The organism is Ruegeria sp. YTSC230 (assembly GCF_059609665.1).
Genome location: NZ_JBXWMC010000006.1, coordinates 108,638 through 134,970 on the forward strand (window position 1 = coordinate 108,638; position 26,333 = coordinate 134,970).

Consider the following 26,333-nt stretch of genomic DNA (forward strand, 5'->3'; position numbering starts at 1 on the left):
CCAATACTGGGACGAACGCATTTCGCCTCAGGGCTCACCCACCAAAAGGATAGCTTATCCAGATGACTATTTCTCCAAAGGCAGCGAGTTTACGGGCCCGAGAAATCTGTGCACTCGCGCCAATTGTGCCGGTTTTGGTGGTTGATGATGTCACAACAGCCCGACCATTGGCCGAGGCGCTTATCGCAGGCGGTTTACCCACGCTGGAGGTCACATTGCGCACTCCTGCCGCTCTCGAGGTTATTCGGGTCATGAGCGGCGTCCCGGGCGGGCATGTGGGGGCTGGCACACTGATAACCCCCGAAGATGTTCGGGCTGCCAAAGAGGCGGGCGCTACCTTCGGTGTCTCTCCGGGGGCAACCGATGAACTGCTGGCGGCTTGTGAAACCGAAGGATTGCCGCTCCTGCCCGGGGCCGCGACTGCGTCTGAGGCGATGCGTCTTTTGGCGCGCGGCTATGATATGCTCAAGTTCTTTCCAGCCGAGGCCTCGGGCGGAGTATCGGCACTCAAGGCTATTGGCGCGCCTTTGCCGCAGGTTTCCTTCTGTCCTACAGGTGGGGTCAGCGCGGCCAATGCAGGCTCATATCTGGCGCAGCAGAATGTGGTTTGCGCTGGAGGCAGTTGGGTGGCGCCCAAAGATCTTATAGCAGCGACCGATTGGGCGGGTATCGAGACCCTGGCTCGGGACGCTGCCCAGTTGGAGGTGTGTAAATGAAGATTTCCGAGGTCCATACACATCTTCTTGACTACAAGCTTGAGACCGCCTTCGAGAGCGCAGCAACTCGTTTCACGCGACGCCAACATGTTTTGGTCGAGATTATCTGTGACGACGGAACAACGGGTTGGGGAGAATGCCTGGGGCCAGCTCAGCCAAACGCTGCGATCGTAAAGGCCTATGCGCCCTATTTGATTGGCCGCAATCCGCTGGATACGGAAGTTCTCTGGCAAGGCCTGTATAATCTCCTTCGAGACCAAGGGCAGCGCGGTCTCACAATGACCGCACTTTCAGGAATTGATGTCGCTTTGTGGGATATCAAGGGTCACCACTTTGGCGTTCCGGTTTCGGTGCTTCTCGGAGGACGTGTTCGGGACAAAGTAAAGGCATATGCCACCGGGTCTTTTCGGCGCGACGGGGTCGATCGTATTTCGGACAATGCCGAGGAATGCGCAGCCCATATCGCTGCAGGGTTCCACGCAGTTAAAATCAAGATTGGCTTTGGGGTGGAAGAAGATGTTGCAGTCATCAAGGCGGTGCGTGAAGCGATCGGAACGCATACTCGTCTGATGATAGACGCAAATCACGGGTACTCGATCCAAGAAGCGATCACTCTGGGCAACCGAGCGGCAGAGTTCGATATCGATTGGTTCGAGGAACCGGTCATTCCGGAACAACTTGACGCGTACCGTCGTGTACGCGCCGGTCAACCTATTCCGGTTGCTGGTGGCGAGACTTGGCATGGCAGGTTCGCGTTCCGCGAGCCCCTGGAAACAGGATGTATCGATATCGCCCAGCCAGACTTGTGTGGCACTGGCGGTTTTTCGGAGATGCGCCGGGTCGTTGATATGGCGGCTCTTCACGGCGTACGTGTTGTTCCGCATGTTTGGGGAACGGCAGTGCAAATCGCTGCGAGCCTCCAGTTTGTTTCGGCCCTGTTACCAGACCCACCACGGCGTGATCCAATCGAACCGATTTTTGAGTTTGATCGGACGCATAACCCATTCAGGCAGGCGATAATCACCCACCCGATCGAACATGAAAACGGCGTGATCGCAATTCCAAACAAACCGGGTCTGGGTATTGAGATCAATCGTGATGCATTGGCAGAGTTCGCCATGGGAGAACCCGAATGATCGAACGTAGCTTCTCTGGCCGTGCCCCTGAGACCAAGCTGCCTGCAGGCGCCATTGATACACACCTTCACGTCTATCTTTCCGGGTTTCCAGCACTGCCAGGAGGTCCTGATCTGCCAGAGGGCCAGCCTGGGTTATCAGAGTACAGACAAGTCATGGGCTGGCTTGGCATTGACAGGTTTGTCATCACACAAGGAAATGCACATCACGCCAACCATGCGAATTTGCTGGCGGCGCTCAAAGAAACCAGGGACGTGGCACGTGGCGTGGCCGCCATTGACGGTGAAACCTCTGACGCAGAACTTGAAATCCTCAAGGATGGAGGGGTCGTTGGAACACGTATCGTGGATCTGCCAGGGGGCGCGGTTGGGCTCAGTCAGCTCGAAGAGGTTGACGCCCGTGCACTTGCCGCGGGCTGGATGATTGCTATTCAGTTCGATGGCTCCGACATTTCGGACCATGTTGATAGGCTCTCAAAACTGCGATCCAAATGGGTGCTTGACCACCATGGCAAATTTTTGAGGGGCACCGCGCCAGATGGCGATGAAGTAGCAATGCTCAAACGCCTTGTCGACGGCGGCAGATGCTGGTTCAAGTTTGCCGGTTGCTATGAGTCCTCCTTTGAAGGTGGACCCGATTATTCAGACGTAGCCGAGGTTTCGAAGGTCATGGCAACCCATGCCCCCGAACGCATTGTATGGGGGACAAACTTTCCTCACAACACAGCGACAAGAACCACAGACTACCCTAACGATGCCGCATTGCTCGATACTGTTTTAAACTGGTTTCCAGATGACCGCGCGCGTCACCTCGCTCTCGTAGAAAACGCCGAAAAACTCTACGGCTTCCAATCTGTAGCGAAGTAAACGCTGCCTGCTAAAAAGTGAGATATACAAAGTGCTAAACAAACTTTTGATAACGGGTGCTGATGGCAACCTTGGGTCGGTTTGTCGGTCTCGCTTGCAGGGCCTCGCCACAACCATTCGCCTTGGCGCGCGAGAGGATGTGGGCCCTGCCGGTGAAAATGAAGAAATTGTGTATTGTGACTTGGGCGACAAAGATGCGGTTGAGGCCATGGTTGAAGGGTGCGATGGGATTGTTCATATGGGCGGGCAATCGATCGAAGCACCCTGGGAAACTATAAAACAATCCAATATCGACGGTGTTTTCAATCTCTATGAAGCGGCCCGAAAATCGTCGGTAACGCCGAGGATATTTTTTGCCAGTTCAAATCACGCGATTGGCTTTCATGAACAGACAACACGGCTTGATGCCAATGCACAGGTAAGGCCCGATAGTCTTTATGGAGTGTCAAAAGTCTTCGGAGAAGCTCTCGCACGGCTTTACTTCGAGAAATTTAATATAGAGACAGCAATTGTCCGCATTGGTTCATCGTTTCCGGAACCAAAGAACCATCGCATGCTTGCAACGTGGTTGAGTTACGATGATCTGAAATCTCTTATCGAGAGTGTTTTCGCTATTCCGCGTTTGGGATGTCCGATTATCTACGGTGCCTCGAACAACGATGCATCCTGGTGGGACAATCGTGAGACAGGCTTTTTGGGATGGAAGCCAAAAGACAACTCTGAGGCGTTTCGCGCCCGTATCGATGCCGAATGCATCCAACCTGCAATCGACCACGTATCCGTAGTTTTTCAGGGCGGGGATTTTTGTGGTCAGGGTATTCTTGAGGAATAGAACAGATACGATCAGGCCATATGTGTGGATACTCTGAAAAGGTAAACCGATGCGACCAAACAAAATTAGAGAGCATTGGGCCGCTGGGCGGCCTGTAGTCAACGGATGGCTGTCGATCCCAAGCGGTTTTTCAGCCGAAACCATGGCGCATCAAGGATGGGACACACTTACTGTTGATATCCAACATGGCGTAATCGACTACCAGAAGGCGGTCGAGATGTTCACTGCGATTTCGACAACCGATACCGTCCCAGTAACGCGCGTGCCGTGGCTCGAGCCCGGTATTTTGATGAAAGTGCTAGATGCCGGAGCTTACGGTGTCATTTGTCCAATGATCAATAGCCGTGAAGATGCTGAGAACCTTGTGGCCTGGACACACTACCCTCCCAAAGGAACAAGGAGCTTTGGGCCGATCCGGGGCCTCTTGTACGGTGGTTCAGACTACCCAGAGCATGCCAATGACACGATTGTCGTCTTCGCAATGATCGAGACGCTGGAAGGTCTCGACAACCTTGAAGAAATACTGTCGGTTCCAGGTCTTGACGCCGTCTACATTGGACCTTCCGATCTTTCCCTAGCACTGGGTTGTCGACCGTCATTCGATGAGGTCGAAGCTCCTGTTGCCGAGGCCATTGAAATGATAGCCGCTAAGGCAAAAGAATATGGAAAATTCGCAGGTTGCCATAACGGGACACCGCAATACGCCTTGAAACGCATTGAAATGGGATTCCAGTTTGTCACAATCGCTTCGGACGCCCGCTTGATGGCAGCTGCCTCAAAGGACGCTTTGTCTCAGGTGCGCGATGGCCTGCCATAGTTTGTTAGTGGTGAATTTTGGGAGGCGTGTTTTCAATGCTTCAAGGCAGCCAAGCTTGGGTTGGCAAGCTGTTTAACTATTAGAATACGCTTTTCGCGATGTTTGGTATGATCACGGGTCGAAAGTTCTAGTCGGCACAAGACCAAGACTTAGGAGGCATGTATGCCACGTATGAAGCCCGAAGACCTCAGATCGCGGCATTGGTTCGCAAATCCGGATGATCCGGAAATGACCGCGCTCTACTTGGAACGTTATCTAAACTACGGGCTCACGCGCGAAGAACTGCAATCCGTTAAACCGATAATCGCAATTGCACAGACGGGCAGCGACCTAAGCCCCTGCAACCGCCACCACCTGGAACTTGCCAAACGGGTACGTGACGGCATAATCGCAGCAGGAGGCACAGCCATCGAAGTGCCGGTCCATCCCATTCAGGAAACCGGCAAACGCCCCACCGCCATGCTCGACCGCAATCTGGCGTATCTCAGTTTGGTTGAATCGCTTTATGGCTACCCGATAGATGGCGTAGTGTTGATGATTGGCTGCGACAAGACCACACCTGCGCTTCTGATGGCAGCTTCTTCAGTCAACATTCCAGCCATTGCTCTTTCTGTAGGACCTATGCTGAATGGTTGGTACGAGGGAAAGCGGGCAGGGTCCGGCACTGTTATTTGGAAAGCCCGCGAACGCCTCGCTGCCGGAGAAATCTCCTCTGATGAATTTATGGAAATCGCCGCAGCCTCTGCTCCTTCGGTGGGGTACTGCAACACCATGGGAACCGCCACCACGATGAACAGCTTGGCCGAAGCACTCGGCATGCAGCTACCAGGCGCGGCGGCCATTCCGGCCCCGTACCGCGAACGCGGTCAGATCAGCTATGAGACCGGAAAACGCATCATTGAAATGGTGTGGGAGGATCTGCGCCCGTCTGACATCATGACGCGCGCGGCTTTTGAGAATGCTATCGTGGTTAACTCCGCCATTGGTGGATCCACCAATGCGCCTATTCACCTAAATGCTATTGCGCGCCATCTAGGTGTGCCGCTTGACAATGATGACTGGCAGGCTTTGGGGCACAATGTGCCACTTTTGGTCAATCTACAGCCCGCAGGCGAATATCTCGGCGAAGATTACCACCGCGCTGGCGGTGTTCCTGCCGTGATCGCAGAGCTGATTGCAGCTGGTCGCCTACCTCATGCAGAGGCCAAAACTGTCAACGGGCACAGCATAGCCAACAACTGCACGCGCCGGCGCAGCACAAATTCCAACGTCATTAAATCTGTTGATGCCCCGCTGAAAGACAAGGCAGGGTTCATCAACCTAAAGGGCAATCTATTTGACAGCGCGTTGATGAAAACCAGTGTCATCGGTTCAGAATTTGCAAAAGCCTATCTTACCAATCCCGATGATCCCAACGCGTTTGAGGGTCGCGCAGTTGTTTTTGATGGACCTGAAGATTTTCACAAGCGCATTGATGACCCATCTCAGGATATCGACACCCGTTGTATTCTCGTTATGCGCGGAACCGGTCCCAAAGGGTATCCCGGCGGAGCAGAAGTCGTGAATATGCGTGCGCCATCCTATCTCTTGAAGCAAGGCGTTCAGGAATTACCCTGCATAGGTGATGGGCGCCAATCTGGCACTTCTGGCTCGCCATCAATCCTGAACGCTGCGCCAGAGGCTGCCGACAATGGTGGCCTAGCAGTTCTGCAAACAGGGGATCGGATCCGCGTTGATCTTAACACCTGCACAGTCAACATTCTGATTTCCGATGTGGAACTTGAGCGGCGTAAGGATCAGTTAATCCAAAACGGCGGATATCCCGTGCCCGAAAGCCAATCTCCTTGGCAACAGTATTTCCGTGATCTCGTGCAACCTTTTGACAAGGGTATGAACCTACGCAATGCTGACGCCTATCGCGACATCGCGCGTAAGTCACTGCCTCGAGACAACCACTGAATTCAACAACTTGTGGACACCAGCGGGATCGTTTGAGGCGACACATACGCATTCCGGTTTCACATCTTCATCTTGGTGTTGACGATAATCACGACCATTATGATGTCACTCCTACCTCTCATTTTTCGCGGCTCCTGCTTGGCAGGGTGGTTTGGGCCAGCATTTTCGGGAGGAGGTGAAAATGCTGGCCCTTTGCGTTGGCGCTCCCTGTTGGCTTTTTCGCCGCCGCTTTTGCTGGCTTACTCTGGGAGGAGCGAGGACCAGCAAATTTCTTGCAATCTTCTGTCCTGAGGGTCTACTTCTCTATTCGTCAGCCATCAATTTTGCGGCATATTCCGGGATATCGGATCGCGAAATTCCGATCTGAGCGAGCTGGTAGTCGCTCATACTCGAAAGTGTGGAGAGCATCCTGGCCATTTGAAAAGTCTTTAGGCCAGCATTTGCCGAGGCTCCGATCCAAGCCAGGAAGGCGATTGATACGGTAATGGCCTGGCCACGATCTGAACTAGCCGTTTGGGTGTTAACAGCCATACGCAGCCTCCATAGCAAGTCTTTTGATGCTACTGCGCGGAATGCCCAGATCTGTTAGGTCGCGGTCAGATAGCACCGAGAGCTCATAATACGTTGCGCGATAAACCCTGCGTTTGGCCTGTGCCTTTCGCATCGCGTCCAGTTTTTGATGAAAGAACGTGCGGCCAGCTTCGAATACGACATCCAGCGCGCTGTTTGATCGTGTAATTGCCATGATATTGCCTCGTCCGTTGCTGCGGTGCAGTATTTATGCTGCAATGCAGAGATACGTCTGTTTGGTAGCGCTCACAATTTGGCAATCTGGCATAGGCCCCATGCCAGATTGGAACAGCAAGGGTCATGACATGGATATTTCTGCGCAAATGTTAATTTTTGCGACAGTGGTCGAGCAAGGAAGCATATCTGCGGCTGCACGATCAATGGGGCAAACCCCATCAGCAGTAAGTAAGCAGATTGGATTACTTGAAGATCAGGTTCACTACCGCCTTCTTAATCGCACCAGAACGGGTATCTCTCCAACACTGGAAGGCCAAGCATTCTACGAAAAATGCAAAGCGATGGCTGACAAATTCAAAGAAGCCGAGGCGATGATCCTTAGCTTTGATGGTGTCCCGCGCGGAGTGCTCAGAGTCGCATCCACGGTTGCCTTTGGTAAGTCACAGCTGATCCCCGCCTTGCCTGAATTCATGGAGGAGAATCCTGAAGTTCAAGTATCGTTGGATTTAACCGACCGGGAGATTGATCTTCGCAGTGAAGGGTTTGACGTGGCGATCTGCTTTGCTGAACAACGCAAAAACCCAGATATGGTCATCAGGCGAATTATGCAGAGTCGAAGGGTGCTATGTGCCTCACCTGAATACCTTGAGCGTTCTGGAACACCGTCGAATTTTGCCGAATTGGCTGAGCACAATTGCTTGCGGGTTGCCGGGAGAAGCCAACGGAACGCTTGGAACAGCATCAAACCGAAGGTGGGCGAAAAATTTGAAGCAACGGGAAGTTTTGAGGGGAACAGCACTGATGTCGTTTTTCGAGCGGCACTGGCTGGCATCGGTATCGCGCGACTACCTAGCTACATTGCAAACCGGAAGTTCGAATCCGGGGAACTCATCCATGTCATGCCGAAATACGCGCCACCCAGCACAGATATTGTCGTAATGTTTGCCGAAAGGCGCAATTTAGCGCCGAAAACTCGAGCGTTCGTAGACTATCTGGCGCGACGGTTTCGCAACGCCGTAGACGACCAGATGACCTAATAATAGCCGTTGGAAACAATCGATAGTTTCCAAAATAGTTTCGCATCAAGCGCCTAAAAATTGGAAACATTATGCCGGGAATATCAATCCAATAACTAGCACTGGTTTGTAAGCGTAGCGGTAGTAAATTATGCCTGTCATTGTTCTTGTCGGTATCGTCCATCGATGGATGCCGTTATAGCTGGGACAGAAATGCTTGATGTTTGGGTCAGAATTGAATGACGTGATTGACCGATTTATTGAGGTTTTGGCTGTCGATAGAGTCAAAGATCAGTGACGTTCCACAGTGCTTTTGTGAAGCGACACATAGTTCTGCCACCAGCTACAGAACCTTGCCATTTTTGCCTCACTTCCTTCACCAAGCACCTAGACTGATTTCAATGATCCTGACTTCCCTATTGGGAAAATCAGGGCTGATTTGCAGATCAGAAGCCGAAGGCGCCTGTTCCTGCTGATCTGCCACGTGGCGAACGCGGGAGGCCGCTGTCAGTTTTTCCTAAAGGCAAACTACAAGCATTTGTTAAACTGCGAGGTGAAGAGACATGACTGATGGTCGAAATGATCTTTTTGAACGCCTCAATCCAATTTGGGAGGCCGTGGTTAAGTTGGGCGAGAACACCCCCGAACTCAGTAAAAAGCCCTACCTCAATGAGATGAAGGGTGAAGTGTACAAAGCACGGACCGCTTCATTTGGGACTGAAAATAGTGCGGATCGGTGTGACGAAAAAGTAGCGGAGGATCCTGAAGCTCAGTTCAAGATGATTGCAGTCGCCTATGCCACCGGAGACATGGATGAGGTCGATCAGGTGGTAAACTACCTTGCTTTTATACGTCGTATGAAAAAACAGGGCATTTATGAATTGGGGCACTGGAGTGATGAGGACTCAGATGGGCGATAATACAACCAGAGATCGCTTCACATAACACCCATACTGCGACGTACGCGGTTTGTTATGACGCTGCAATTCATTCGGCGCTCGCGAAACCCGCCAATCGAAATCCAGATCGACGAAGACCGCAATGCGGACAAAGCACCAATTCGCTGCGCTTGCGCCAAGGTCGGCTTTCAACGGCGCGCCTAGAGTTTTAGGCGCGCCCAGTTCTCTGACCTAATCCTACCGGACTATAGCACTGTAGTCGCCGCGCAATTGAAGCGTCACCGTTACCGCCTCATCGTCCCTGTTGCGCCAGAACCAGCCGTGATCTCCGGCGAAAGGAGTTTCAAGACTACCTTCGCCTTCGGTTTGACCGCGCCCTTTCTCATAGGTCACGTTTTGGTCGCCCGCGTGTGCATGGAGGTCGAAGTTGACCCGACCACCTTCGGCCACCCACGCGTAGAATAGGGTCGCTCCCTCTTCCATGGTTGCCTTGATCTCGGTGAACTCACCCGGTTCGAGCGTGAACGTGATTGTATCCTGCCACGCCTCCTGAGCGTGTGCTGTGCCAACGAACAGACCGAAGATGTCATCGAGTAAGTTCGATGACTGATCCGCCCCGTGAACTTGCTGATCCTGCTCGGCTTCATCTGCCAGTTCCTGCTTGATTTCGCCCATCTCAGTCAGGCCAAGCACGCGGCCTGCGCCCGTTGGGTCAATCCCGTATTCAGCAGGCAAAACGACCACAACGAGTATCGCCGCGGCGCTGATAGCAGCGATTATCGTGGATCGAAGAAGCTGGGCTGAGCTCGGTAATTCTTCGAGGCTCGGTTTCTTTGCGTTAAACATTTGAGGTTTTCCTTATGCGGCCACGAAATAGCCGGTCAGTTGGTATCCCATCAGCACAAAACCGATGGTCATCATGACGACATTGACGGTGTAGGCTTGTTCGAAAAATTTGGCGCTCTTTCGCCAGTACCCCATGACGATGAGGATCGCTGCGAGTGCCAGAAGTTGGCCGATCTCGACGCCAACATTGAATGCCAGGAGGTTGGGTAGCAGCCCGTCTGGTGCGATCTGGTAGTCCAGTATTTTCGTGGCTAAGCCGGTGCCGTGAAACAGGCCGAAGATGAAAGTCGCTGCCTTGGTGTTAGGCTGGAAGCCGAACCACCGTTGATAGGCCCCTAGGTTGTCGAGCGCCTTGTAGACAACGGACAGCCCGATGATGGCATCCACAATGTAGGAGCTGATACCCCAGCCGAACCATACTCCCGCGAGCATCGTTATAGAGTGGCCAATAGCAAAGAGGCTCACGTAGACTGCTACGTCTTTCGACCGATAGAGGAAGAAGACGACACCAAGGAGGAACAAGATGTGGTCGTAGCCCGTGACCATATGTTTAGCCCCGAGATACATGAAGGGGATGATGTGCACGCCCCAGATTTCTTGGATGTATCCAGCATCGCCGGGCGTAACATCATGCGCCAATGCTGCGCTGGGCGATAGCAGCAACATGGACAGGACGAAGAACGCGAGACGTTTAGAATTGCGTCTGACGCCTTTATGGAAGGTTCTCATGGAGTAACTCCGCTAAATATTTGGATTGATCGGTGATGCGCGTGAGCCGCGCGGTGCCGATCAAGTTCGCGGAGGTCGATCTATTCGGAACTGACGATTAGGGCCGCGGGCTGAGGTAAGCCTTCGCCATGCCTCGTCCCTGTGCCATTCAGGTGCGGTGCCTGAAACATTGGCGAGAAACGGCTGCTTGTGGTCATGATCCGCCACGTCGTGGCTATGGCCGTGCATCGCCCACAAGAGATCTTCTTCGAACCCGTGCGAATGGCCATGATCCTCGACCATTTCAAGATGGTCTTGGATCGTCTCAATAATCGCCGGTACATGCGAGAATGATGGTGTTACGGACCAAACGACCAACGCCAGAAAGAGGGCAGCCAAGCCAACTCTTTGAATGTGCACGTAAGCCTGTTTCATCACATCTGTCAGCCCGGTGATTGCAGCCTCTATGCGGCTGCCACGAATTTGTTCACTTCTACCGTAGTGTTTGCCACGTGGTCAAATCCACCTATCAGGCTCTTGCATTCGTCTGGTGATCTTGGAGCTGTTGAAGCGACCTAGACGATGACTGAATAATATCTCGGGCCGACCTGCCAGATGTGCAGGTTAGTGGTCTTGTCAGTATCGCTTTCGATTGCATCGCGCATCACCGACCTTCACTCAAAGACTTGCGCGCAAGGCTTTTTCACGAAAACCCGACATGGGCGCAATGTCCTTACCGCCACGTGGCGAAGGTTGCCTTTCTTAGTCATGCGGTGGGTTGCGGCCTGCTTGAATTTCCTGAACACGTTCAGGCCAAGTGGAACGGATATAGGCAAGAATATCCCAAATATCGTCATCGGTGAGGGTATCACCAAAGCCGGGCATGCCACTTGCAAAGCCGTCGACGCCACGCGCCGCCAGCGCCGCCTCGCCACCCAACTGGGTGTACTCGAACAGAAGCTGGTTGTCGTGGTGCCATGTATGCCCAGTCTCGTCATGGGGCGGCGCAGGCAGAATGCCGTTGTTGTCAGGCGTCTGCCAATCCGGCTGCCCTTCGAGATTGACGCCATGACAAGAAGCGCACTGTTCGGCGTAGAGGGTCTGCCCATTGGTCAAGTCCCGGTCGTCCATTTCGTGACCAGCAGTTGCACCCGTTGCTAAGCTGAAAAATGGGACTATCAAAAAGTCCCGCACGTTCATGGGATACCTCAGTTCGGTAGGGTCAAAACGCTGGTGAGTGTTGCGGTTGCTGCAAGTACCATCAGAATGATCACAGTTTCGATTTCAATGGAGCGCGCCAAGTGGCGGGCGGCATTATTATCCCCGGACTGCATGGCCGGAACGAAGCGGAGCTTATTTGCGGCTGCCAACGTCAGGGCCACGCCCACAAGTGCAAGTTTGATCAGCAGGGTTTGCCCATAACTCGTTGTCATTAACGCCCGCATATCGCCCAGCAACATCCAGGCCATCAGCAGTCCCGCCAAAATCAACGCAGGGACAATGATCGAAGCTACCTGTCCAAACCGATGCCCCAACATGGCCGCGTTGTTCAAATACTCTTGCCGTTGCGACAGGGTACGCAACGGTCCAAGGATACCGACCCAAAACGCAACTCCCAGAAGGTGCAAAAGCAATAGCAAACGGACGCCAGTTATCTCTAATTCGGGGACATGCCCGATCTGGGCGAATGACCACAGGGCGATCATTCCACCGGCAAGCGCGATCCATTGGCCGACTAGGGGTGTGAATATCCCGAAGATCATCAATACCGTCCCGACAACCCGGTAGAAGAGAACGTCGCCAACCGAGGTCTGCCACAGCAGACCGAGCATTTCTGGATCGGTCATACCATCAGCTCCGCCCGTCAAGGCTGCACCGCGCAGCATGAACCCCAGGAAAGAGCCCGCAAGCGCAAGCCCCGCCAACAGAGCAATCTGACCACGCATTCTATCACCCAGAGGCGACACCAATTCGGCAAAAGCAGCCCGAATGATCAAAAGACCGGTCGCACCACTAATGCCGACATACAGCATCAGCTTGGACAAAATCGCGCCTATTCCCCAGATATCGGGCATGCTCAGTCCACTGTGAAGGTGAATTCGCCCTGCATGGCGTGCCCATCCGCACCCAAGCCCCGCCATTCAATGCGATACGTGCCTTCGCCCATGCCTTGAAGCGGGAGCGCGAATGCGCGGCCAAAACTTGTCTGGCCTCCAAGATCGAGTGTGACGGTATGTGCCTCCTGGTGGATCATGTTGACTTTTGTCAGGCGAATATCATCCGCGAAATTGAAACTGATCTCAGAGGGCACTTCGGCAACTGTCGCGCCGTTTTCGGGTGTGGTGGTGTCCACGCTCGAATGGGCAAAAGCGCTTGTGACAAGTGTGGAGATCAATGCAACTATGCTGAGCGTTTTCATTGGGGTATTCCTCAGTTTATTCCATTAGCGCGCTGGATTTCGCGGATATAGTCGATGACCATAGCCACGTCACCGCGGGTTAAGCCTTCAACCGGAGGCATGTTGCCAAACTGCCAGTGGTGGCTTCTGACGCCCATTGCGACCGCGCGTTGAAAGGACTCGTCTGCATGATGGCTGGGTTCATAGATAACATGGATCAGCGGTGGCCCTGCGCCTTCAACGCCTACCGCGTTGCTGCCGTGGCATGCGGAACACGCGTTTTCGAATATGCGCTGCCCGATGGCCGCATTTCCTTCGATAGGCGGCATCTGAATTGTCACCATTGCATTGGCCTCGGTAGGTGCCGATTGCGCTGCGTCCTCAACAGGGGCGGGACGTAGGGTGATATAGGCAGCGATGGCTACCACGGCGCATGTGCCAATCAGGAGATATTTTCGGTTCATATACTGGTCCTAACCTTATGTAACAGAGTGGTGCCGCAAACAAATCGCAGCACACCGGAACGTGTTCACTGCCATGAACAACGTCGGAAACCTGTTTCAAGAGTTAGGTGGTCTGTCCGGGTTGCCCGGTTCATTAAGCGTGGAGAGGTTTGAGGCCTGCCATACCGCTACAATCACGGATCGGTTGGGTGTGGTTTGGAAATCCTGCGCCGTGAGCGCGAGAACATTGCACAGGAAAGGATTGCATCCTTCATGTGCTGCGCTGTCCGGTTCATGCTGTCTGTCTTCGCTAGGAGCGACCAACTCGTGGTTAGCGTGTTGCACCTCAACACTTGTGGCCATGTGATCAATACAATGCCCGCCAACGCACTCACTAGCTAGAGCATGCGCGACGTTCCCAAGCCCCATAACAAGGATCAGGCAAACCGTAAGAAGTGTCGTGGTTATTGGCCGAAGGTACGTCACGTGGCGAGGCTACCCCGGATGCTGAGCGAACACAACGAGCGTACCAAAGGGTCGCGCAACACCCGATGTTCCACTACCCGGTACGCAATTGAGAAAGCAAAGGGCAGGAAACATTCCCGCTGTCGCAATTGGCTGTGAGTTCAGTCAACGCCGCTTCCAAACGCTCAAGTTCCTTTATCTTTTCACGCACATTCAGGACGTGCTGTTCAGCCAAGTCCTTGACAGATTGGCAATCATCGCCATCGCTTTCAGATAGCTCGAGGAGCGTCCTCGCATCGGCAAGCGGAAAGCCCAGTTCACGGCATTTCTTTAGGAACCGAAGCCGTCCAATATCCTGCCTGGAGTACATCCGCCGATTATTTGAAGCGCGTTCCGGTTTAGGAACGATCCCTTCGCGTTCGTAGTAGCGGATCGTTTCAATGCCGACACCGCTTTGCCGGGATGCTTCCCCAATCGCAAACATGTGAGACTTCCCACCTTGATCCTGTAGTGGCTACAGAAGTTATACGAGACAGGGTAGCTTAGACAACTCCGCGCAAAAGGACCGTTGAAAACGAAAATGCAGAGGGTGCTCAAACTTAGTTATATAGGATCGTTGTCAGCACTTGGCGTGGCGACTTGCTGTGTATTACCCATGACGATGATGCTGCTGGGATTGGGCGGCAGTTGGCTGGCAATCTTTGGGAAATTCGCAGCGGCTAGCTACTACGTGTTGGCAATTTCGACCGCGCTCGTCGCGGTATCTTGGCTGGTATCTTACCAACACGGTTCCCAAAAGCAGTTGAAATGGTGGCTTTTGGGGACGACCGTGATGACCGGCTGGGCTTGGGTCGTCGTATTCTATGAGGCTCGGATCAACGATTTTCTGATTATGCAGATGTGAGACAATGACGGAACAAACTGTTGTGCTTGAAAGCACGCTGACTTGCCCAAAATGTGGGCACAGCGAAACTGAAGAAATGCCTACGGATGCCTGCCAGTGGTTCTATGAATGCAAGTCATGCAGAACAGTCTTGAAGCCGTTGGAAGGCGACTGTTGTGTCTACTGTTCCTTTGCCACCATTCCCTGCCCACCAATTCAGCTGGGCGATGGCTGCTGCGGATAGTGTGTCGTGTTGCTCGCTAGGTGAACTTGTCACCAGAGAATTTCGACAATTTGCCCAACTGCAGCCCCGGTAAATGATCGCGAGAAACCCGTCATTCAGCGCTTGCGCAGCATGAGGTATTTAGGGCTCTCCTGGCACCTTCGCCGCGATCTGCGCCAAGGGTGGGTCTGATATGGATCGACTTTCGCTGAACGCCGCATGAACAAGCAAGACGCAAACTTTGCGGCCATTCGCATTTTTTGTCCGTAGGACGCAGTACAGCCCGAAGCGGACCTTCGACGCTGAGCTTTGCTAATTCAACTGCGCGGGACGGGAGCTACCATTGATGCGAATGGCTTGAACGTATCGAGCGCTGCACCACGGCGACAATGTAAGAGAGAATTTGACCGCTAAAGGCAAGGCGGCTGAAACAGCACTCTTAAAGGAAGCAGGCGTCACCGCACACTTTCGGGCAAAACAGGCTTAACCCAAGGTGTTGCCGGTGACGAAGGTGTACGAACTTTCGACTAGATTGATGACGACATCCAACTCTTCTGGTGTGGTCGGTGTGTATATCATCACAAAGCCGCTCCACCCAGAACGTTGCTTGGCCCAAGGGTGTGCAACGGCCCAACCAGCCTCAATTGCCTGTCGCGCCATTGCGGGGTGCAGCGAAGCGTGCAAGCTGCCATCAGGATGCATATGCGCAAATTCAAACCCACCGACGATAGAGCTCGGTTGAGACAACAACATGTCGGGATCAAGCTGAAAGCCAATCGCGCCAGGTAGCGAAATGCGTGTCGGTCCAAGTGTGACCCCTGGGAATTGCGCAACACGCTCCAGCAATAGCCGTGCCAAATCGGCATCAATCTCGACACCCATCTGAGTATGCGGTACGCCGCTTGTTGTTTCAGGACGGGGCGAGGAGCGCTCCGGCAAGGAGCGCTCTTGCGCGTATGCCAACGGGCACGTTAAAGCCAGTGCTGTCGTAGCAACCGCCAGTTGTCTCAGGAACACATTCATTTTCTTGTCAGCCCGTCAAAAGTAAAGATTGAGTGCTCAGCGCCGTATCGGTGCCCTTGCACACTTCACTCAGCCTTTAACGCTTCGATATTGATTAAGAGCTCTATCTCGTCGCTCACCGCAGGTGCAAACGCCCCAAGTCCGAATTCAGACCGCACGATAGTCGCCGTCGCTGCCAGCCCCAAGGTCGGCGTGCCCTCCTTTTCGCCAAAAGGGTATGGCGCCGACTTGTTAAGCGTTGTTTCCAGAACAACAGGTTTGGTGACGTCATTCATGGTCAGGTCGCCAAAAATATTCGCGGAATTGTTCCCGGTCACTTCAATGCTGGTTGAGGCGAATGTGACCACGTCACCGTCACTCGCGCTAAAAAAGTCATCGGACATGAAGTGTTGCAAACGGGCATTCCAGCCCGTGATCATGGATTTTACAGGCATAGACACTGTGACAGATGAGGCAGACGGATCATCTTCGTTGAACTCTATCTCACCGCTAAAACCTGAGAACATTCCAAATGTTTCTGAAAACCCGATGTGGTCGTAGCTGAACAATACCTGGCTGTGTCCAGGATCCAGCTCGTAGGTGCCACTCTCGGACAATGCGGTTGTCGCGCCCATCGATAAGAGTACCACCAGCGGGGTTGCTGCCACTTTGAACATTGATACGCTCCCATTTTGATAAGACGTGTTTGCGAAATTGAGTTTTGGGATTTAGGTTTTACTGGTCATGTTTTTAGAGCAAAGTGTCCTACTGCGCAACAAAATGTTCTATAGGAGGGGTGATTGAAAGAAGATCCTAGGCTGATCGCCACACGACAGACCGCGCTTGATGCTTCGCAAAAGATACTAATGGATGAGGGCGTGCTGCACGTAACTCATGGCGCAGTTTCAAAGGCAACGGGCATTTCGCGCAGCACACTTTACAGGCACTGGCCAGATGCGCGCAGTCTGCGTGATGCAGCATTCAGGCGCATCGCAACACCGCCGAACATACCGCCCAAAACCGATGGCCCGCTGCGATCTGACCTGCGCTGGTTACTCGGAATACTGATGGGAGCTTTGAATGACACACCATGGGGCCAAATCGCGCCACAGGTGGTCGCTGCGGCGTCCACCGATGCAGAAGCGCGGTTGGTGATCACTGAATTTATGAAAGACAGGTTCGCAAGTGTTGAAGCAGTATTTGCAGCCGCAATAGGCCGCGGTGAGATCACCGCCGACGTTCCGGTTGACCAGCTTATAGAACTAGCAGTGGCTGCACCTTATTTCCGCAAACTCATACGTCACGAAGCACTGAACGAGGATTGGTTGGATCGACATGTTGATCTGCTTTGCAGTATCGCGAAAACCAATTCGGGACAGTGACCATCGCCTGACTTTGCAATCAAAGCGACCCGCAACAGGCGCGAGATTTCGGCAGAACAGCAAATTGTGATCAATAGCTTGTCCAGCCAGTTCCTAATAGCGATTGCTCTAAAAGGTCTCGGCAAATGTTTGCTATGATCGTCCGCCGAGGTTTGAAAGGTCAGCTTTTTGTGCACTGCCGAGATTGATGCACAGTGCAGCAAGTTGCACTTTGGGCTCAATTGAGGCCTAAGCCGCAGCGTTGATGAGTGGCCGCTCTTCGTGCTGGGTCAGAAATGCTTGACGTTTGGGTTAGAATTGAATGACGCGATTTGTTCGTTTCTTGAGGTTTTGGCGGCCGATTGAGTCAAAGATCAGTGATGTTCCACATATCTGTTGAACGTCGCACGAACCAGACCCAACCGCCACAGTTGGACCAGAAAAGCAGTGAACTTTCGACATCGGATGGCGCCCCCAAAGTTGGACATCAGTTGAATTTGATCTTTGCGTCATCAACTAACACGCCGCACCATTTCATACTCCCGCAGACAGTTTGGTTTGATCTGACTTCCCTTTCGGAAAATCAGAGCTGATTTGCAGGTCAGACAGCGAAGCTGCCTGTTCTTGCTAATCTGCCACGTGGCGAACGCGGTAACTACCTTGCTTTCATACGTCGTATGAAGAAACACGGAATCTATGATTTAGGTCGTTGGAGTGATGAGAGCCAGGGTGGGTAAAGATTCAACCAGAGATCGCTTCACATAACACCCATACTGCGACGTACGCGGTTTGTTATGACGCTGCAATTCATGCGGCGCTCGCGAAACCCGCCAATCGAAATCCGGATCGGTGAAGACCGCAATGTGGACAAATCTGCCGTTAGCTACAACAATTTCCGATGACCGCTTTCGGCGTACATTAACACTACCAAGGTATGTTCTCTTGTGTTGGCGGTAAAACACACTTTACGCACATGTGCCTGTCTCCAACCATGGCTCGAAAAGGAATATCTTAAAACCGCCATCCCGCATCTGTTAAGGCTGAAATCACTTCGTCCGATAGATTTGGACTGGAATAAAATGCTGCTAGAACAAGATCCGGCCTGAACTCTGGCCACGACTGTTTCAGTTTATTCAAGGTTGCATGTGCCTCTTTGGATTCGCCCAACCTTTGGTAGGAAGCCGCCAAAAATACCAAAGACAGTGCACTGACGGGGTCACCATTGTCACTCGCAAATTTCAAAGATGCGATTGCTTCCCTAAACTCACCGATGTGAAAACTTGCAACCGCGTGAATGTTCCTGTGGGCAAACCGATGACTTCCTATCTCTCTGGGGTGGCTTGGGTCGCTGACGTCATACGCTTCTTCAAAGCGACCCATAACCAGTAGTATCACGCCGCGAAAGTCCAGAACGTTTCCGTCATTGGGTCGAAGCGACTGGGCGAGTGCTGAATACTCCAAAGCTCTGTCATAGTCGCGAGAAACATAAGATACCCATGCCATTGCCGATTGGCTCCAGCCGTTTGAGGGCGCAATGTCCACAGCTTTCTGTGCCATTTGTCCTGAATTCAGTATCAGCGCGTCACGCTCTTCCTCGCTTCGCGTTAGTAGAGCCTGGGTTCCCAGACTATGGGCCAATCCGGCATATCCACAGTAAAAATCGGGAGCCTCATTTATTGCCATTCTAAATATGTCGCTGGCCAGGATCTGGTTATCGATAGTTGCGATTGGAAAGAGCAGGCCCCGAGCTTGATCACAGTAGTTTGACGCCTGTACTGCAGCGGGTGATTTAGCGGATAGAGCCTGTCGCTCAAGTGAGCGCGCGGATGTCTTTGGGTTGAGATCAACAACCTGTTCCATGCGCCCGCCCAAGACGTAAGCAAGAGCAATGATCGCTATGGTGACAGCAGGGATGCCAATCAGCCAGGGTAATCCTGGCCTGAATGGCGTATGATCGACATTGCTCTGAATTGTACTAGAGCGGTCCTCGAACCAAGGCGCGTAGCCGCCGCTATCAATGTGAATGCGCAGATCGTCTCCAGCACCTGCCGTTTCATAGTATTGCTGAAGTTTCCGCCGTAACCGCCCCGCATCCACACGAACAACGTTAATGTGGCCGTCATCACTGGCAAAACTCTTGAAGTAAACATCCTGAGCGATTGTTTTGCCAAGAATAGCCTCGGATCTACCCGCAATGGCCTCTTCGACAACGTAGCTCAGAAAATTCCGAAGGCGTTCCGCCTTGCCAAACATGTCACTCGCCAACACCTGGTCCAGCGCGTACTTCACACGGGTCGCGTGACGTTCCGGATCAAGGGTCAATTCTCTGTCGGGCATCTGAAACTTCAAGTTTCTCTGTATTTTCAACTCCATACTGTCAAATGAATATTTGAATGTCACCCTAATTTCACGGTGTAACCCTTCCGCGCTGCGCGATGTGCCCTCAGCCTGGTGCCTAGAGATGGACTAGGCGCCAGGGCAATGACGGACATCAACTTACTAGAGCTCGCTTTTCCGGACCAAATCAGCCGCATCCGAGTCATGCGAAAGAACCATCATGGATTCGAGGCACTTTGCGGTGACTTCGAGTTGCTCTCAACCGAGTTGGAGAGGGCCCGGAAGGTCAATGAGCAGACGTCACCATGTCTGATCGATCCTGTCACCGAAAGCCTAGACGGGCTAGCCGAGGAAATCGCCGAGCATCTCTCTCGATTTACCAATTCAGAGATTGTCCCGAAAGCCATTTCAGAAGTGGTTCCCATATTCACCCAGGCTCGAACAAAGGACTGAAAATATGCTGCAAAACAGACAGAGGAAGTCAATTAAGTCACTCAGCGCACTCGCCGTCGCAGCGACATTGTTCGCCACAAATGCGTTCGGTCAGGCTCCTCCGGTACAGGAGCCCTCATCCCAAGAAGATATTGAGGCTGCACTGACTGGCGGCGTCCCAATGGGACGTTGGAAAGAGGGTCTGACCTTTGAGGGCATCTCTCCTCAACCGTGGTTGAAAAGTGCGGCAAACTGGTTCCCACGCACCGAAGATGTACAGCCCAACGAGATGAGAATTATCTTCATGGGATCTGCTCCGTTCATTCGCCCTGGACAAATGAACACGGCGATTCTTGTTGAGCTGGGTAACGGTAAGATTTTCATGTTTGACATTGGTGAGGGCTCACCAGCGAACATCATTGCCAGTGGATATGCACTGAATGAAATTACCGATGTATTCATCACGCACCTGCACGTAGACCACTTTGGTGGGCTGCCGTACCTGTGGATGTTCGGAACCTGGGCCGGTGGATGGCACGAGCAGTTGACGGTCCACGGCCCATCCGGCCGCACCAAGGAGTACGGCACCGCAACTATGGTAGAAGGCATGAAAATGATGACCGGCTGGCACCGGGATGCGTTCAGCGTCTTTCCAGTTGGCAAAGGTTGGGACATCGAAGTCAACGAATTTGATTTCCGTGACAATGGCGGCGTGATCTATGATGAAGACGGGGTCAAAGTCACACACTGGCAAAGAAGCCATGCCAAAGACGGTGCGTCCGGATACCGGATGGATTGGAATGGCATGTGCTTCATCTGGACAGGTGACGGTCGACCCAACATGATCGATATTCCTTTTGCCAAAGGCTGTGATGTCTTCGTCACGGAACAGCAGCAGGAAATCATCGAAATCTCATCTGGTGTTCAGGGCGTGCCGCCATTTCTGGGGCGTTATACAGTCGATACTCATCACACACCCAGCTATGCTGCTGGCTACATTGCCAATCTGGTGCAACCCCGGCTTTTGATGAATACGCACATGAGCTATGACCCCTATCAGATTGAAGAAACCGTCGCGGAGATCCGCGAGCACTGGAAGGGTCCCTATCACTTTGGCGCGCCAGACGGCATCGTAGTGAATGTGACCAAAGATCAGATATGGGTTCGCGAAGGCATATTGCCCGAGTTTCCAAACTCACGTGCGCCGCAGTTTGACTTTAGCAATGGTCAATTGATCGTGCCGAAGCCACCCCATCGGCGCGAAGACATTCAAGAACCCTACGTGCGCGATATGGAGATCGATCCTAAGCTGTACTATCCCGAGGGATATCATCCTGAGCTGCTGACCGAGTGGCCAGTTGATGACGATCTTGTTGTTCCTCTGGAAGCGCTTCCCGAAAACCTGAAGGAGAGTATGGGCGCGGCGTGGCGCCATCGTGAAGCCAACCGCAAAGTGTTGGAAGAGCAAGTTGACAACTAAGTCATCATGACAAACAGGGCGATCACTCGTAAGTTCGGGTGGTCGTTCGAGCTTTTCTGGAAACATCACGAAGGAATGAAGTCTTGTTAATCGTACTTGGCCTCTACTTTGGAATAGTCTGGCTGGTCTTTTCCAAGTTTCACCTTCTCCCCTGGAATGGATTCTGGAAAACTCTAGTTTACGGAGTAGCCGCTGTTATCGCTCTGGTGGTCATCGGTGCGCTGAACCACACAACTCCGACTGGCCCGGTATCCATTCAGGGTGTTTCAACGAATATTGCTCCGAACGTGGCGGGCACGGTTACAGAAGTCGTTGTGGAGCCAAACCAGGAAGTCGCAAAGGGCGAGACCCTATTTCGGATAGATAATGAGGTTTTCAAAGCCGAGGTTTCCCGGCTCGAAGCTGTCTTGGAAACTGCAAAGTCATCTGCCGACCAACTGGTATCAGATTTATCAGCTGCCGAGGCCGAGATTGAATCCTTGACTGCTCAGCTGACTTTCGGAATTCAGCGTCGTGATGACATCATCCGTTTGGAAGAACGCGGGGCATCAACCACGTTCCAACTGCAAGAAGCTGTCTCAACCATCGACCAGTTGACCGCGAATATCCGCGCAGCAGAAGCCCGAAAGACAAGCCTTGAGCGGCGTATCGCCGCGAAGATCGACGGGCGTGACGCAGGTGTTGTGGAGGCCGAGCAGACACTTGCGCAAGCTCTTTGGGATTTAGAACAAACGGTTGTAAAAGCGCCCGGAAACGGCGTTGTTACGGCTGTTTCACTCCGACCAGGTAACCGCGCCACTCCGCTACAAGGGGCAATAACTTTTGTCAAACCTGGGGACTATGCAGTAATTGCTACTCTGCCCCAATCTAGTCGCGCTAATGTTTCGGTCGGTGATGAAATCCGGCTTGCTTTTAGAACGGAACCCGGTGGAGAAATTACCGGCCGTATTTCCGATTTTCCGGTCGGAACTGTCGAAGGTACTGTTGATCTAAGATCAGGTCTTCCCTCATTGCGCGAACTAGCCGGGATATCCAGCTACATCGTATTGGTTGAACTACCTGCAGATGCAGACAGTAATTCCTTGCAATTTGGAACGTCAGGAACAGCTTTGGTCAAGACAGACAAAGCCGGAGCCATTGGTGTTTTGGCAGAGATCCTTTTCTGGATCACTAAAAAGCTCAATTATCTTTGAAAAACCAAGCCAAAGCATCTGTGTCATCAATGAAAACTGTCGAACTCAAATCCTTGGTGTTTCGGTGGCCCGGTCAACCTGACCCGGTACTCTCAGTCGATAGCTTCGATCTTGAGGCCGGGGAAAGCGTGTTTATGAGAGGCCCCAGTGGCAGCGGAAAGACCACGTTGCTCTCGGCAATTGCTGGCGTGATCGATGTACCGCAAAGCGCGGTTCGCGTTGCAGGCACGGATGTAGGGGCTTTGGCCGGAGGTGATCGTGACCGTTTTCGCGTGGATCATTTGGGGATTGTTTTCCAGGTCTTTAATCTCTTGCCTTGGCTCAGTGCGCTTGAAAACACGTTGCTGCCCTGCCGGTTTTCAGCGCAACGGCGCAATCGGTCGGGGCCAGACCCCAAAGCTACCGCAACACGGTTGCTAAGTCAGCTGGGTCTCGAGGATGCTGAGCTGATCAATCGACCTGCCAGCGCACTGAGTGTTGGGCAGCAACAACGCGTTGCGGCGGCGCGTGCTCTGATAGGGGCGCCTGAAGTAGTTTTGGCGGATGAACCCACCTCGGCTTTGGATGAGGAAGCGAAAGGCACGTTTGTCCAGTTGTTGTTGAAGGAATGCAAAGCATCAGGGGCGAGTTTGTTATTTGTCAGCCATGATCGCAGCCTAGAAAAACACTTCGATCGGAGCGTTGACTTGCCGATGCTGAACGCAGGCAAAACGTGATGTTCAATCTTTGTTATAAAAGCCTTCTCAATCGCCGCTTTATCGCTGCGTTAACTGTTCTTAGCATTGCCTTGAGCGTGGCTTTGATTGTTGGGGTTGAACGACTGCGAACAGAGGCACGAGCGGGTTTTGCCAATTCTGCATCAGGGATCGACCTGATCATTGCGGCACGCGGAAACGATGTGCAGATCCTGATGGCAACGGTTTTTGGTGTCGGCACAACTGGCGCTGGTATCAGCTGGGACAGCTACGAGAAGATCGAAGATCTGCCCCAGATAAGCTGGACAGTGCCGATCATGATGGGTGACAACCATCGTGGATATCCCGTGATCGGAACGTCCGAGCAATATTTTGACCACTTTCGTCATAGTGGCGGCCAGCAACTGATATTTGCTGAAGGTGTTCCGTTTAAATCTCCAGATGGCGCAGTGATTGGAGCAAAAGTTGCTCAGGCTTTCGGGTACACGTCAGGCACTGAAATCGTGAATGCCCATGGCTCAGGGGAAGTCGCCTTTGATGTGCACGACGAAGCGCCATTCACAGTGACCGGCGTGTTGGGGCATACCGGGACGGCCGTCGACAGAATGGTTTTTGTCTCACTCGATGGTTTTGACGCCTTGCACGAAGAACCGGCAGTAGCGGTTGCGGATCCGTTCGCTTTAGTCGATGCACCTGAAGTCGCCGAAGAACACGAAGACCATGACCATGTGGAGTTAGACGAGCCTGACGAGCACGAAGAAGGCCATCAGGAACATGACGACCGTCATGCTCACGGAAGCGGCCATGAAGACGAGGGGCAAACTGTCACGACCTCTGACGGGCACGATCACGATGGCCATGATCATGAACCGGGGACCATCAACGCGATTTTTGCCGGGCTGGAGGAGAAAACGGCGGTGCTTTCAGTTCAACGGCAACTGGCAGACCATCGCGACGAGGCACTGACTGCTGTTCTCCCTAATGTCGCGCTGTTGCAACTTTGGTCGATTACCAGCACGGCCGAGACTGCGCTGCGTCTGATGGCAGGCGCTGTGGCAGTGGCTGGAATGATCGGCATGGTGGTCATGTTGTCTGCTTCGCTCGACAACCGGCGGCGTGAATTTGCGATCCTTCGATCCGTGGGCGCAGCACCAGCTGGCGTATTTTCCCTGATCTTGCTTGAAGCCGTTTTACTGTTGTTGGCCGGCATCGTGCTTGGAGTAATCGCGCTCAGCGCTCTCACGCTCGTAATAGATCCGATTCTTGCCGCAAATTTTGGGCTTCGCATCGGTGTTGGCCTGCCGAGTTTTCGCGAGGTTCTTCTCATAGCCCTCGTTTTCTGCTCTGGTCTTCTTGCCAGTATTATACCTGCGTTAAGGGTGTACCGTATGACGCTATCAGACGGACTGTCGGTGCGGTTTTGAATAAAAGGATCCGCTGAAATGAAGACCATTGCGCATTTTCTGAATATCTTATTCGCCCTTGCGATTGCGGGGCCTCTTCTAGCAGCGGATCCGCGCAACATAAGTTGGCAGGATCTCCTTCCTGAAGAGCGGCCCTACCACGATCCTTTTGCCACCCTAGAATATTCTCAGGTCAATGCGTTGGCCATGCTTTATCGGATTGAGATTCTGCATGCGGACACTGCGGATGACGAGAAGCGCGCCGAAGCGTTTCAGATCCGCGAAGACCTCGTATCTCAAGGTCTTGACCCAGATTGGTTGTTTGAACAACGCGAAATTGTGATGAACCAACGGTTGATTGCCGCGCGCGAACCGAACCTTGACCTTTTGGGGGAGAACGTGCGTCTTCCCGGCTATCTCCTTCCCCTGGATATTGTCGACCAGAAGGCGGTCGAATTCCTTCTGGTTCCTACAGTTGGAGCCTGCATTCACACACCACCACCTCCAGCCAATCAGATGGTTTATGTGCGATACGAACAAGGCTTCGAAATCGACGAGTTATATAAGCCTGTCTGGATAAGCGGGGAAATGCGGGCGCTGAGCAGGTCCCAGTCACTCAATTACGTGGACGGCCAAGCAAATATCGAAACCTCATATGCGATGGATGCGCTTTCGGTAGAAATCTATGACTGATCAGTCAGACTAGAGGTCCGTTCTATGGCTTCACCGGGATAAATCTTTGCACCGCACCCCTGTATCAGGATCTTTGGTTCGTGCAGATGTGACGCTGCAAATCTCTTCTGAAGCTCCTTGATGATCAATAGGGCGATTTTTTTGTCACGATCCGCCATTTCGTGACCACACCATTCCGCGCGTACGGGTTTCACAAGTACACCCGGCAACCCTCGCTGTTTAATCAGCTTATCATAAGTAGCGAGAACTCTTTTTCATTGCTCTTGATCGATCATGTTGTCTCTTTGACCTATTGATCAGAGTTATTAATCGCATCGCATACCGCGCTTGTAAGCCGCCTTTCGTGCGTGTCGCAGCATCCGTTAGTTTGGGCTCACAACAGACCTTAGCCGCAACGTGAATGAATGGTGGCTAGGGAAAACCCGCTGCCTCGGTCCATTTGGCATCAGGAGCCAAATGCGCCTGAAGGTTGCGACCGTTTTCTTCGGAGGTTTCGCCCTCATAGGTGCTTTTGACAATTTCCAATGGAGTCATGTTTTGCTCCTGAGCGTTGACGGCAAATGTTGTCGCCGAAACGAACGCAAACAGGACAGCACCAATGATGCCGTATTGCGTAATCTTGGTATTCGTGAACTTGCAAGATATGAAATTTCTTCTCTTCGTCGCGGCAAATGCGGTGTAGTTCACAGCAAACTGAGTTTTGAACTGTTGGTGATTGGGCGCCGGATTTGGTGGGCCAGCGCCCCTTTCGTAATACAGAGACCGAATTGGACGGCCTCTGAT

Annotated in this window: 31 protein-coding genes; 17 read left to right on the plus strand and 14 right to left on the minus strand. The window is 52.8% G+C overall.

Annotation, left to right across the window (positions count from 1 at the left end):
- Positions 1-62: 62 nt before the first annotated feature.
- From eda to AC2FD9_RS13290, 6 genes are all read left to right on the plus strand, one after another.
- Positions 63-716, plus strand: coding sequence for a bifunctional 4-hydroxy-2-oxoglutarate aldolase/2-dehydro-3-deoxy-phosphogluconate aldolase (gene eda, locus AC2FD9_RS13265; RefSeq protein ID WP_282120608.1), 654 nt, complete (start codon positions 63-65; stop codon positions 714-716).
- Entirely contained in the window at positions 713-1,852 is a 1,140-nt protein-coding gene (locus AC2FD9_RS13270; protein ID WP_496837294.1) for a mandelate racemase/muconate lactonizing enzyme family protein, read from the plus strand. The genes eda and AC2FD9_RS13270 overlap by 4 nt, the downstream gene beginning before the upstream one ends.
- The gene (locus AC2FD9_RS13275; RefSeq protein ID WP_496837296.1) at positions 1,849-2,718 is read left to right on the plus strand and encodes an amidohydrolase family protein; all 870 of its coding nucleotides are present in this window, start codon (positions 1,849-1,851) and stop codon (positions 2,716-2,718) included. Before AC2FD9_RS13270 ends, AC2FD9_RS13275 begins: the two co-directional genes overlap by 4 nt.
- A gap of 31 nt (positions 2,719-2,749) precedes the next feature.
- Positions 2,750-3,550: an NAD-dependent epimerase/dehydratase family protein gene (locus AC2FD9_RS13280; protein WP_282170071.1), complete on the plus strand. Its 801-nt coding sequence runs from the start codon at positions 2,750-2,752 to the stop codon at positions 3,548-3,550.
- Between the two features lie 49 nt (positions 3,551-3,599).
- A complete protein-coding gene (locus tag AC2FD9_RS13285) occupies positions 3,600-4,367 on the plus strand; it encodes an HpcH/HpaI aldolase family protein (RefSeq protein WP_282170070.1) in 768 nt (255 codons plus the stop codon).
- A 162-nt stretch (positions 4,368-4,529) separates the two neighbouring features.
- Positions 4,530-6,326, plus strand: a complete 1,797-nt coding sequence (locus tag AC2FD9_RS13290) for an IlvD/Edd family dehydratase (protein WP_496837298.1) — start codon at positions 4,530-4,532, stop codon at positions 6,324-6,326.
- A gap of 303 nt (positions 6,327-6,629) precedes the next feature.
- Here the strand turns inward: AC2FD9_RS13290 and AC2FD9_RS13295 are convergent, their stop codons facing one another.
- Together AC2FD9_RS13295 and AC2FD9_RS13300 are read right to left on the minus strand one after the other, a co-directional pair.
- Positions 6,630-6,857 carry a DUF1127 domain-containing protein gene (locus tag AC2FD9_RS13295; RefSeq protein ID WP_496741671.1) on the minus strand — a complete coding sequence of 76 codons (228 nt, stop codon included), beginning with the start codon at positions 6,855-6,857 and terminating at the stop codon, positions 6,630-6,632.
- On the minus strand, positions 6,847-7,071 hold the full coding sequence (locus AC2FD9_RS13300; protein ID WP_496698297.1) for a DUF1127 domain-containing protein: 225 nt from the start codon (positions 7,069-7,071) through the stop codon (positions 6,847-6,849). The genes AC2FD9_RS13295 and AC2FD9_RS13300 overlap by 11 nt, the downstream gene beginning before the upstream one ends.
- Positions 7,072-7,171: 100 nt before the next feature.
- Here AC2FD9_RS13300 and AC2FD9_RS13305 point away from each other — a divergent pair, with 100 nt between their 5' ends.
- Positions 7,172-8,110: a LysR family transcriptional regulator gene (locus tag AC2FD9_RS13305; protein ID WP_496837300.1), complete on the plus strand. Its 939-nt coding sequence runs from the start codon at positions 7,172-7,174 to the stop codon at positions 8,108-8,110.
- Positions 8,111-8,652: 542 nt separating this feature from the next.
- Positions 8,653-9,009 (plus strand): hypothetical protein, encoded by a 357-nt coding sequence (locus AC2FD9_RS13310; protein WP_496837301.1) that lies wholly within the window; start codon positions 8,653-8,655, stop codon positions 9,007-9,009.
- Between the two features lie 216 nt (positions 9,010-9,225).
- Here the strand turns inward: AC2FD9_RS13310 and AC2FD9_RS13315 are convergent, their stop codons facing one another.
- From AC2FD9_RS13315 to AC2FD9_RS13350, 8 genes are all read right to left on the minus strand, one after another.
- On the minus strand, positions 9,226-9,834 hold the full coding sequence (locus tag AC2FD9_RS13315) for a transmembrane anchor protein (protein ID WP_496704518.1): 609 nt from the start codon (positions 9,832-9,834) through the stop codon (positions 9,226-9,228).
- Between the two features lie 12 nt (positions 9,835-9,846).
- Complete coding sequence (locus tag AC2FD9_RS13320; RefSeq protein WP_282120657.1) at positions 9,847-10,500, minus strand: HupE/UreJ family protein; 654 nt, start codon at positions 10,498-10,500, stop codon at positions 9,847-9,849.
- 123 nt (positions 10,501-10,623) lie between these two features.
- Positions 10,624-10,941: a hypothetical protein gene (locus tag AC2FD9_RS13325; RefSeq protein WP_496837303.1), complete on the minus strand. Its 318-nt coding sequence runs from the start codon at positions 10,939-10,941 to the stop codon at positions 10,624-10,626.
- A 363-nt stretch (positions 10,942-11,304) separates the two neighbouring features.
- Entirely contained in the window at positions 11,305-11,673 is a 369-nt protein-coding gene (locus tag AC2FD9_RS13330) for a c-type cytochrome (RefSeq protein ID WP_282120658.1), read from the minus strand.
- A gap of 77 nt (positions 11,674-11,750) precedes the next feature.
- The gene (locus AC2FD9_RS13335) at positions 11,751-12,617 is read right to left on the minus strand and encodes a CopD family protein (protein WP_282120581.1); all 867 of its coding nucleotides are present in this window, start codon (positions 12,615-12,617) and stop codon (positions 11,751-11,753) included.
- Positions 12,618-12,619: 2 nt separating this feature from the next.
- Entirely contained in the window at positions 12,620-12,961 is a 342-nt protein-coding gene (locus AC2FD9_RS13340) for a copper resistance CopC family protein (RefSeq protein WP_496755650.1), read from the minus strand.
- Between the two features lie 11 nt (positions 12,962-12,972).
- Positions 12,973-13,404, minus strand: a complete 432-nt coding sequence (locus tag AC2FD9_RS13345; RefSeq protein ID WP_496755649.1) for a c-type cytochrome — start codon at positions 13,402-13,404, stop codon at positions 12,973-12,975.
- A gap of 538 nt (positions 13,405-13,942) precedes the next feature.
- The gene (locus AC2FD9_RS13350) at positions 13,943-14,332 is read right to left on the minus strand and encodes a MerR family transcriptional regulator (protein ID WP_282120584.1); all 390 of its coding nucleotides are present in this window, start codon (positions 14,330-14,332) and stop codon (positions 13,943-13,945) included.
- A 171-nt stretch (positions 14,333-14,503) separates the two neighbouring features.
- Here AC2FD9_RS13350 and AC2FD9_RS13355 point away from each other — a divergent pair, with 171 nt between their 5' ends.
- Positions 14,504-14,752 carry a hypothetical protein gene (locus AC2FD9_RS13355; protein ID WP_496755648.1) on the plus strand — a complete coding sequence of 83 codons (249 nt, stop codon included), beginning with the start codon at positions 14,504-14,506 and terminating at the stop codon, positions 14,750-14,752.
- Positions 14,753-14,756: 4 nt separating this feature from the next.
- Positions 14,757-14,975 (plus strand): GDCCVxC domain-containing (seleno)protein, encoded by a 219-nt coding sequence (locus tag AC2FD9_RS13360; protein WP_496760873.1) that lies wholly within the window; start codon positions 14,757-14,759, stop codon positions 14,973-14,975.
- Between the two features lie 462 nt (positions 14,976-15,437).
- Here the strand turns inward: AC2FD9_RS13360 and AC2FD9_RS13365 are convergent, their stop codons facing one another.
- Both AC2FD9_RS13365 and AC2FD9_RS13370 read right to left on the minus strand, forming a co-directional pair.
- Complete coding sequence (locus tag AC2FD9_RS13365) at positions 15,438-15,836, minus strand: luciferase domain-containing protein (protein ID WP_496837305.1); 399 nt, start codon at positions 15,834-15,836, stop codon at positions 15,438-15,440.
- A 206-nt stretch (positions 15,837-16,042) separates the two neighbouring features.
- Positions 16,043-16,633, minus strand: coding sequence for a YceI family protein (locus tag AC2FD9_RS13370; RefSeq protein ID WP_496837307.1), 591 nt, complete (start codon positions 16,631-16,633; stop codon positions 16,043-16,045).
- Positions 16,634-16,756: 123 nt separating this feature from the next.
- Here AC2FD9_RS13370 and AC2FD9_RS13375 point away from each other — a divergent pair, with 123 nt between their 5' ends.
- Positions 16,757-17,338 carry a TetR-like C-terminal domain-containing protein gene (locus tag AC2FD9_RS13375; RefSeq protein WP_496837308.1) on the plus strand — a complete coding sequence of 194 codons (582 nt, stop codon included), beginning with the start codon at positions 16,757-16,759 and terminating at the stop codon, positions 17,336-17,338.
- A gap of 990 nt (positions 17,339-18,328) precedes the next feature.
- Here AC2FD9_RS13375 and AC2FD9_RS13380 read toward each other — a convergent pair.
- Positions 18,329-19,666: a tetratricopeptide repeat protein gene (locus tag AC2FD9_RS13380; protein WP_496837310.1), complete on the minus strand. Its 1,338-nt coding sequence runs from the start codon at positions 19,664-19,666 to the stop codon at positions 18,329-18,331.
- A gap of 132 nt (positions 19,667-19,798) precedes the next feature.
- On the opposite strand from AC2FD9_RS13380, the gene AC2FD9_RS13385 reads away from it, so the two are divergent.
- The 6 genes from AC2FD9_RS13385 (at position 19,799) to AC2FD9_RS13410 (ending at position 25,550) form a co-directional block, all read left to right on the plus strand.
- A complete protein-coding gene (locus tag AC2FD9_RS13385; RefSeq protein WP_282170053.1) occupies positions 19,799-20,107 on the plus strand; it encodes a hypothetical protein in 309 nt (102 codons plus the stop codon).
- A gap of 4 nt (positions 20,108-20,111) precedes the next feature.
- A complete protein-coding gene (gntH, locus tag AC2FD9_RS13390; protein WP_496837312.1) occupies positions 20,112-21,566 on the plus strand; it encodes a guanitoxin biosynthesis MBL fold metallo-hydrolase GntH in 1,455 nt (484 codons plus the stop codon).
- A 206-nt stretch (positions 21,567-21,772) separates the two neighbouring features.
- Positions 21,773-22,759 (plus strand): HlyD family secretion protein, encoded by a 987-nt coding sequence (locus AC2FD9_RS13395; protein ID WP_282154346.1) that lies wholly within the window; start codon positions 21,773-21,775, stop codon positions 22,757-22,759.
- A gap of 29 nt (positions 22,760-22,788) precedes the next feature.
- A complete protein-coding gene (locus tag AC2FD9_RS13400; protein WP_496837314.1) occupies positions 22,789-23,475 on the plus strand; it encodes an ABC transporter ATP-binding protein in 687 nt (228 codons plus the stop codon).
- Positions 23,475-24,878 (plus strand): ABC transporter permease, encoded by a 1,404-nt coding sequence (locus tag AC2FD9_RS13405; RefSeq protein ID WP_496837315.1) that lies wholly within the window; start codon positions 23,475-23,477, stop codon positions 24,876-24,878. Before AC2FD9_RS13400 ends, AC2FD9_RS13405 begins: the two co-directional genes overlap by 1 nt.
- A gap of 18 nt (positions 24,879-24,896) precedes the next feature.
- Entirely contained in the window at positions 24,897-25,550 is a 654-nt protein-coding gene (locus AC2FD9_RS13410; protein ID WP_058274490.1) for a DUF3299 domain-containing protein, read from the plus strand.
- A 411-nt stretch (positions 25,551-25,961) separates the two neighbouring features.
- On the opposite strand, the gene AC2FD9_RS13415 is transcribed toward AC2FD9_RS13410, so the two are convergent.
- Entirely contained in the window at positions 25,962-26,237 is a 276-nt protein-coding gene (locus tag AC2FD9_RS13415; RefSeq protein ID WP_496837317.1) for a hypothetical protein, read from the minus strand.
- Positions 26,238-26,333 lie beyond the last annotated feature (96 nt).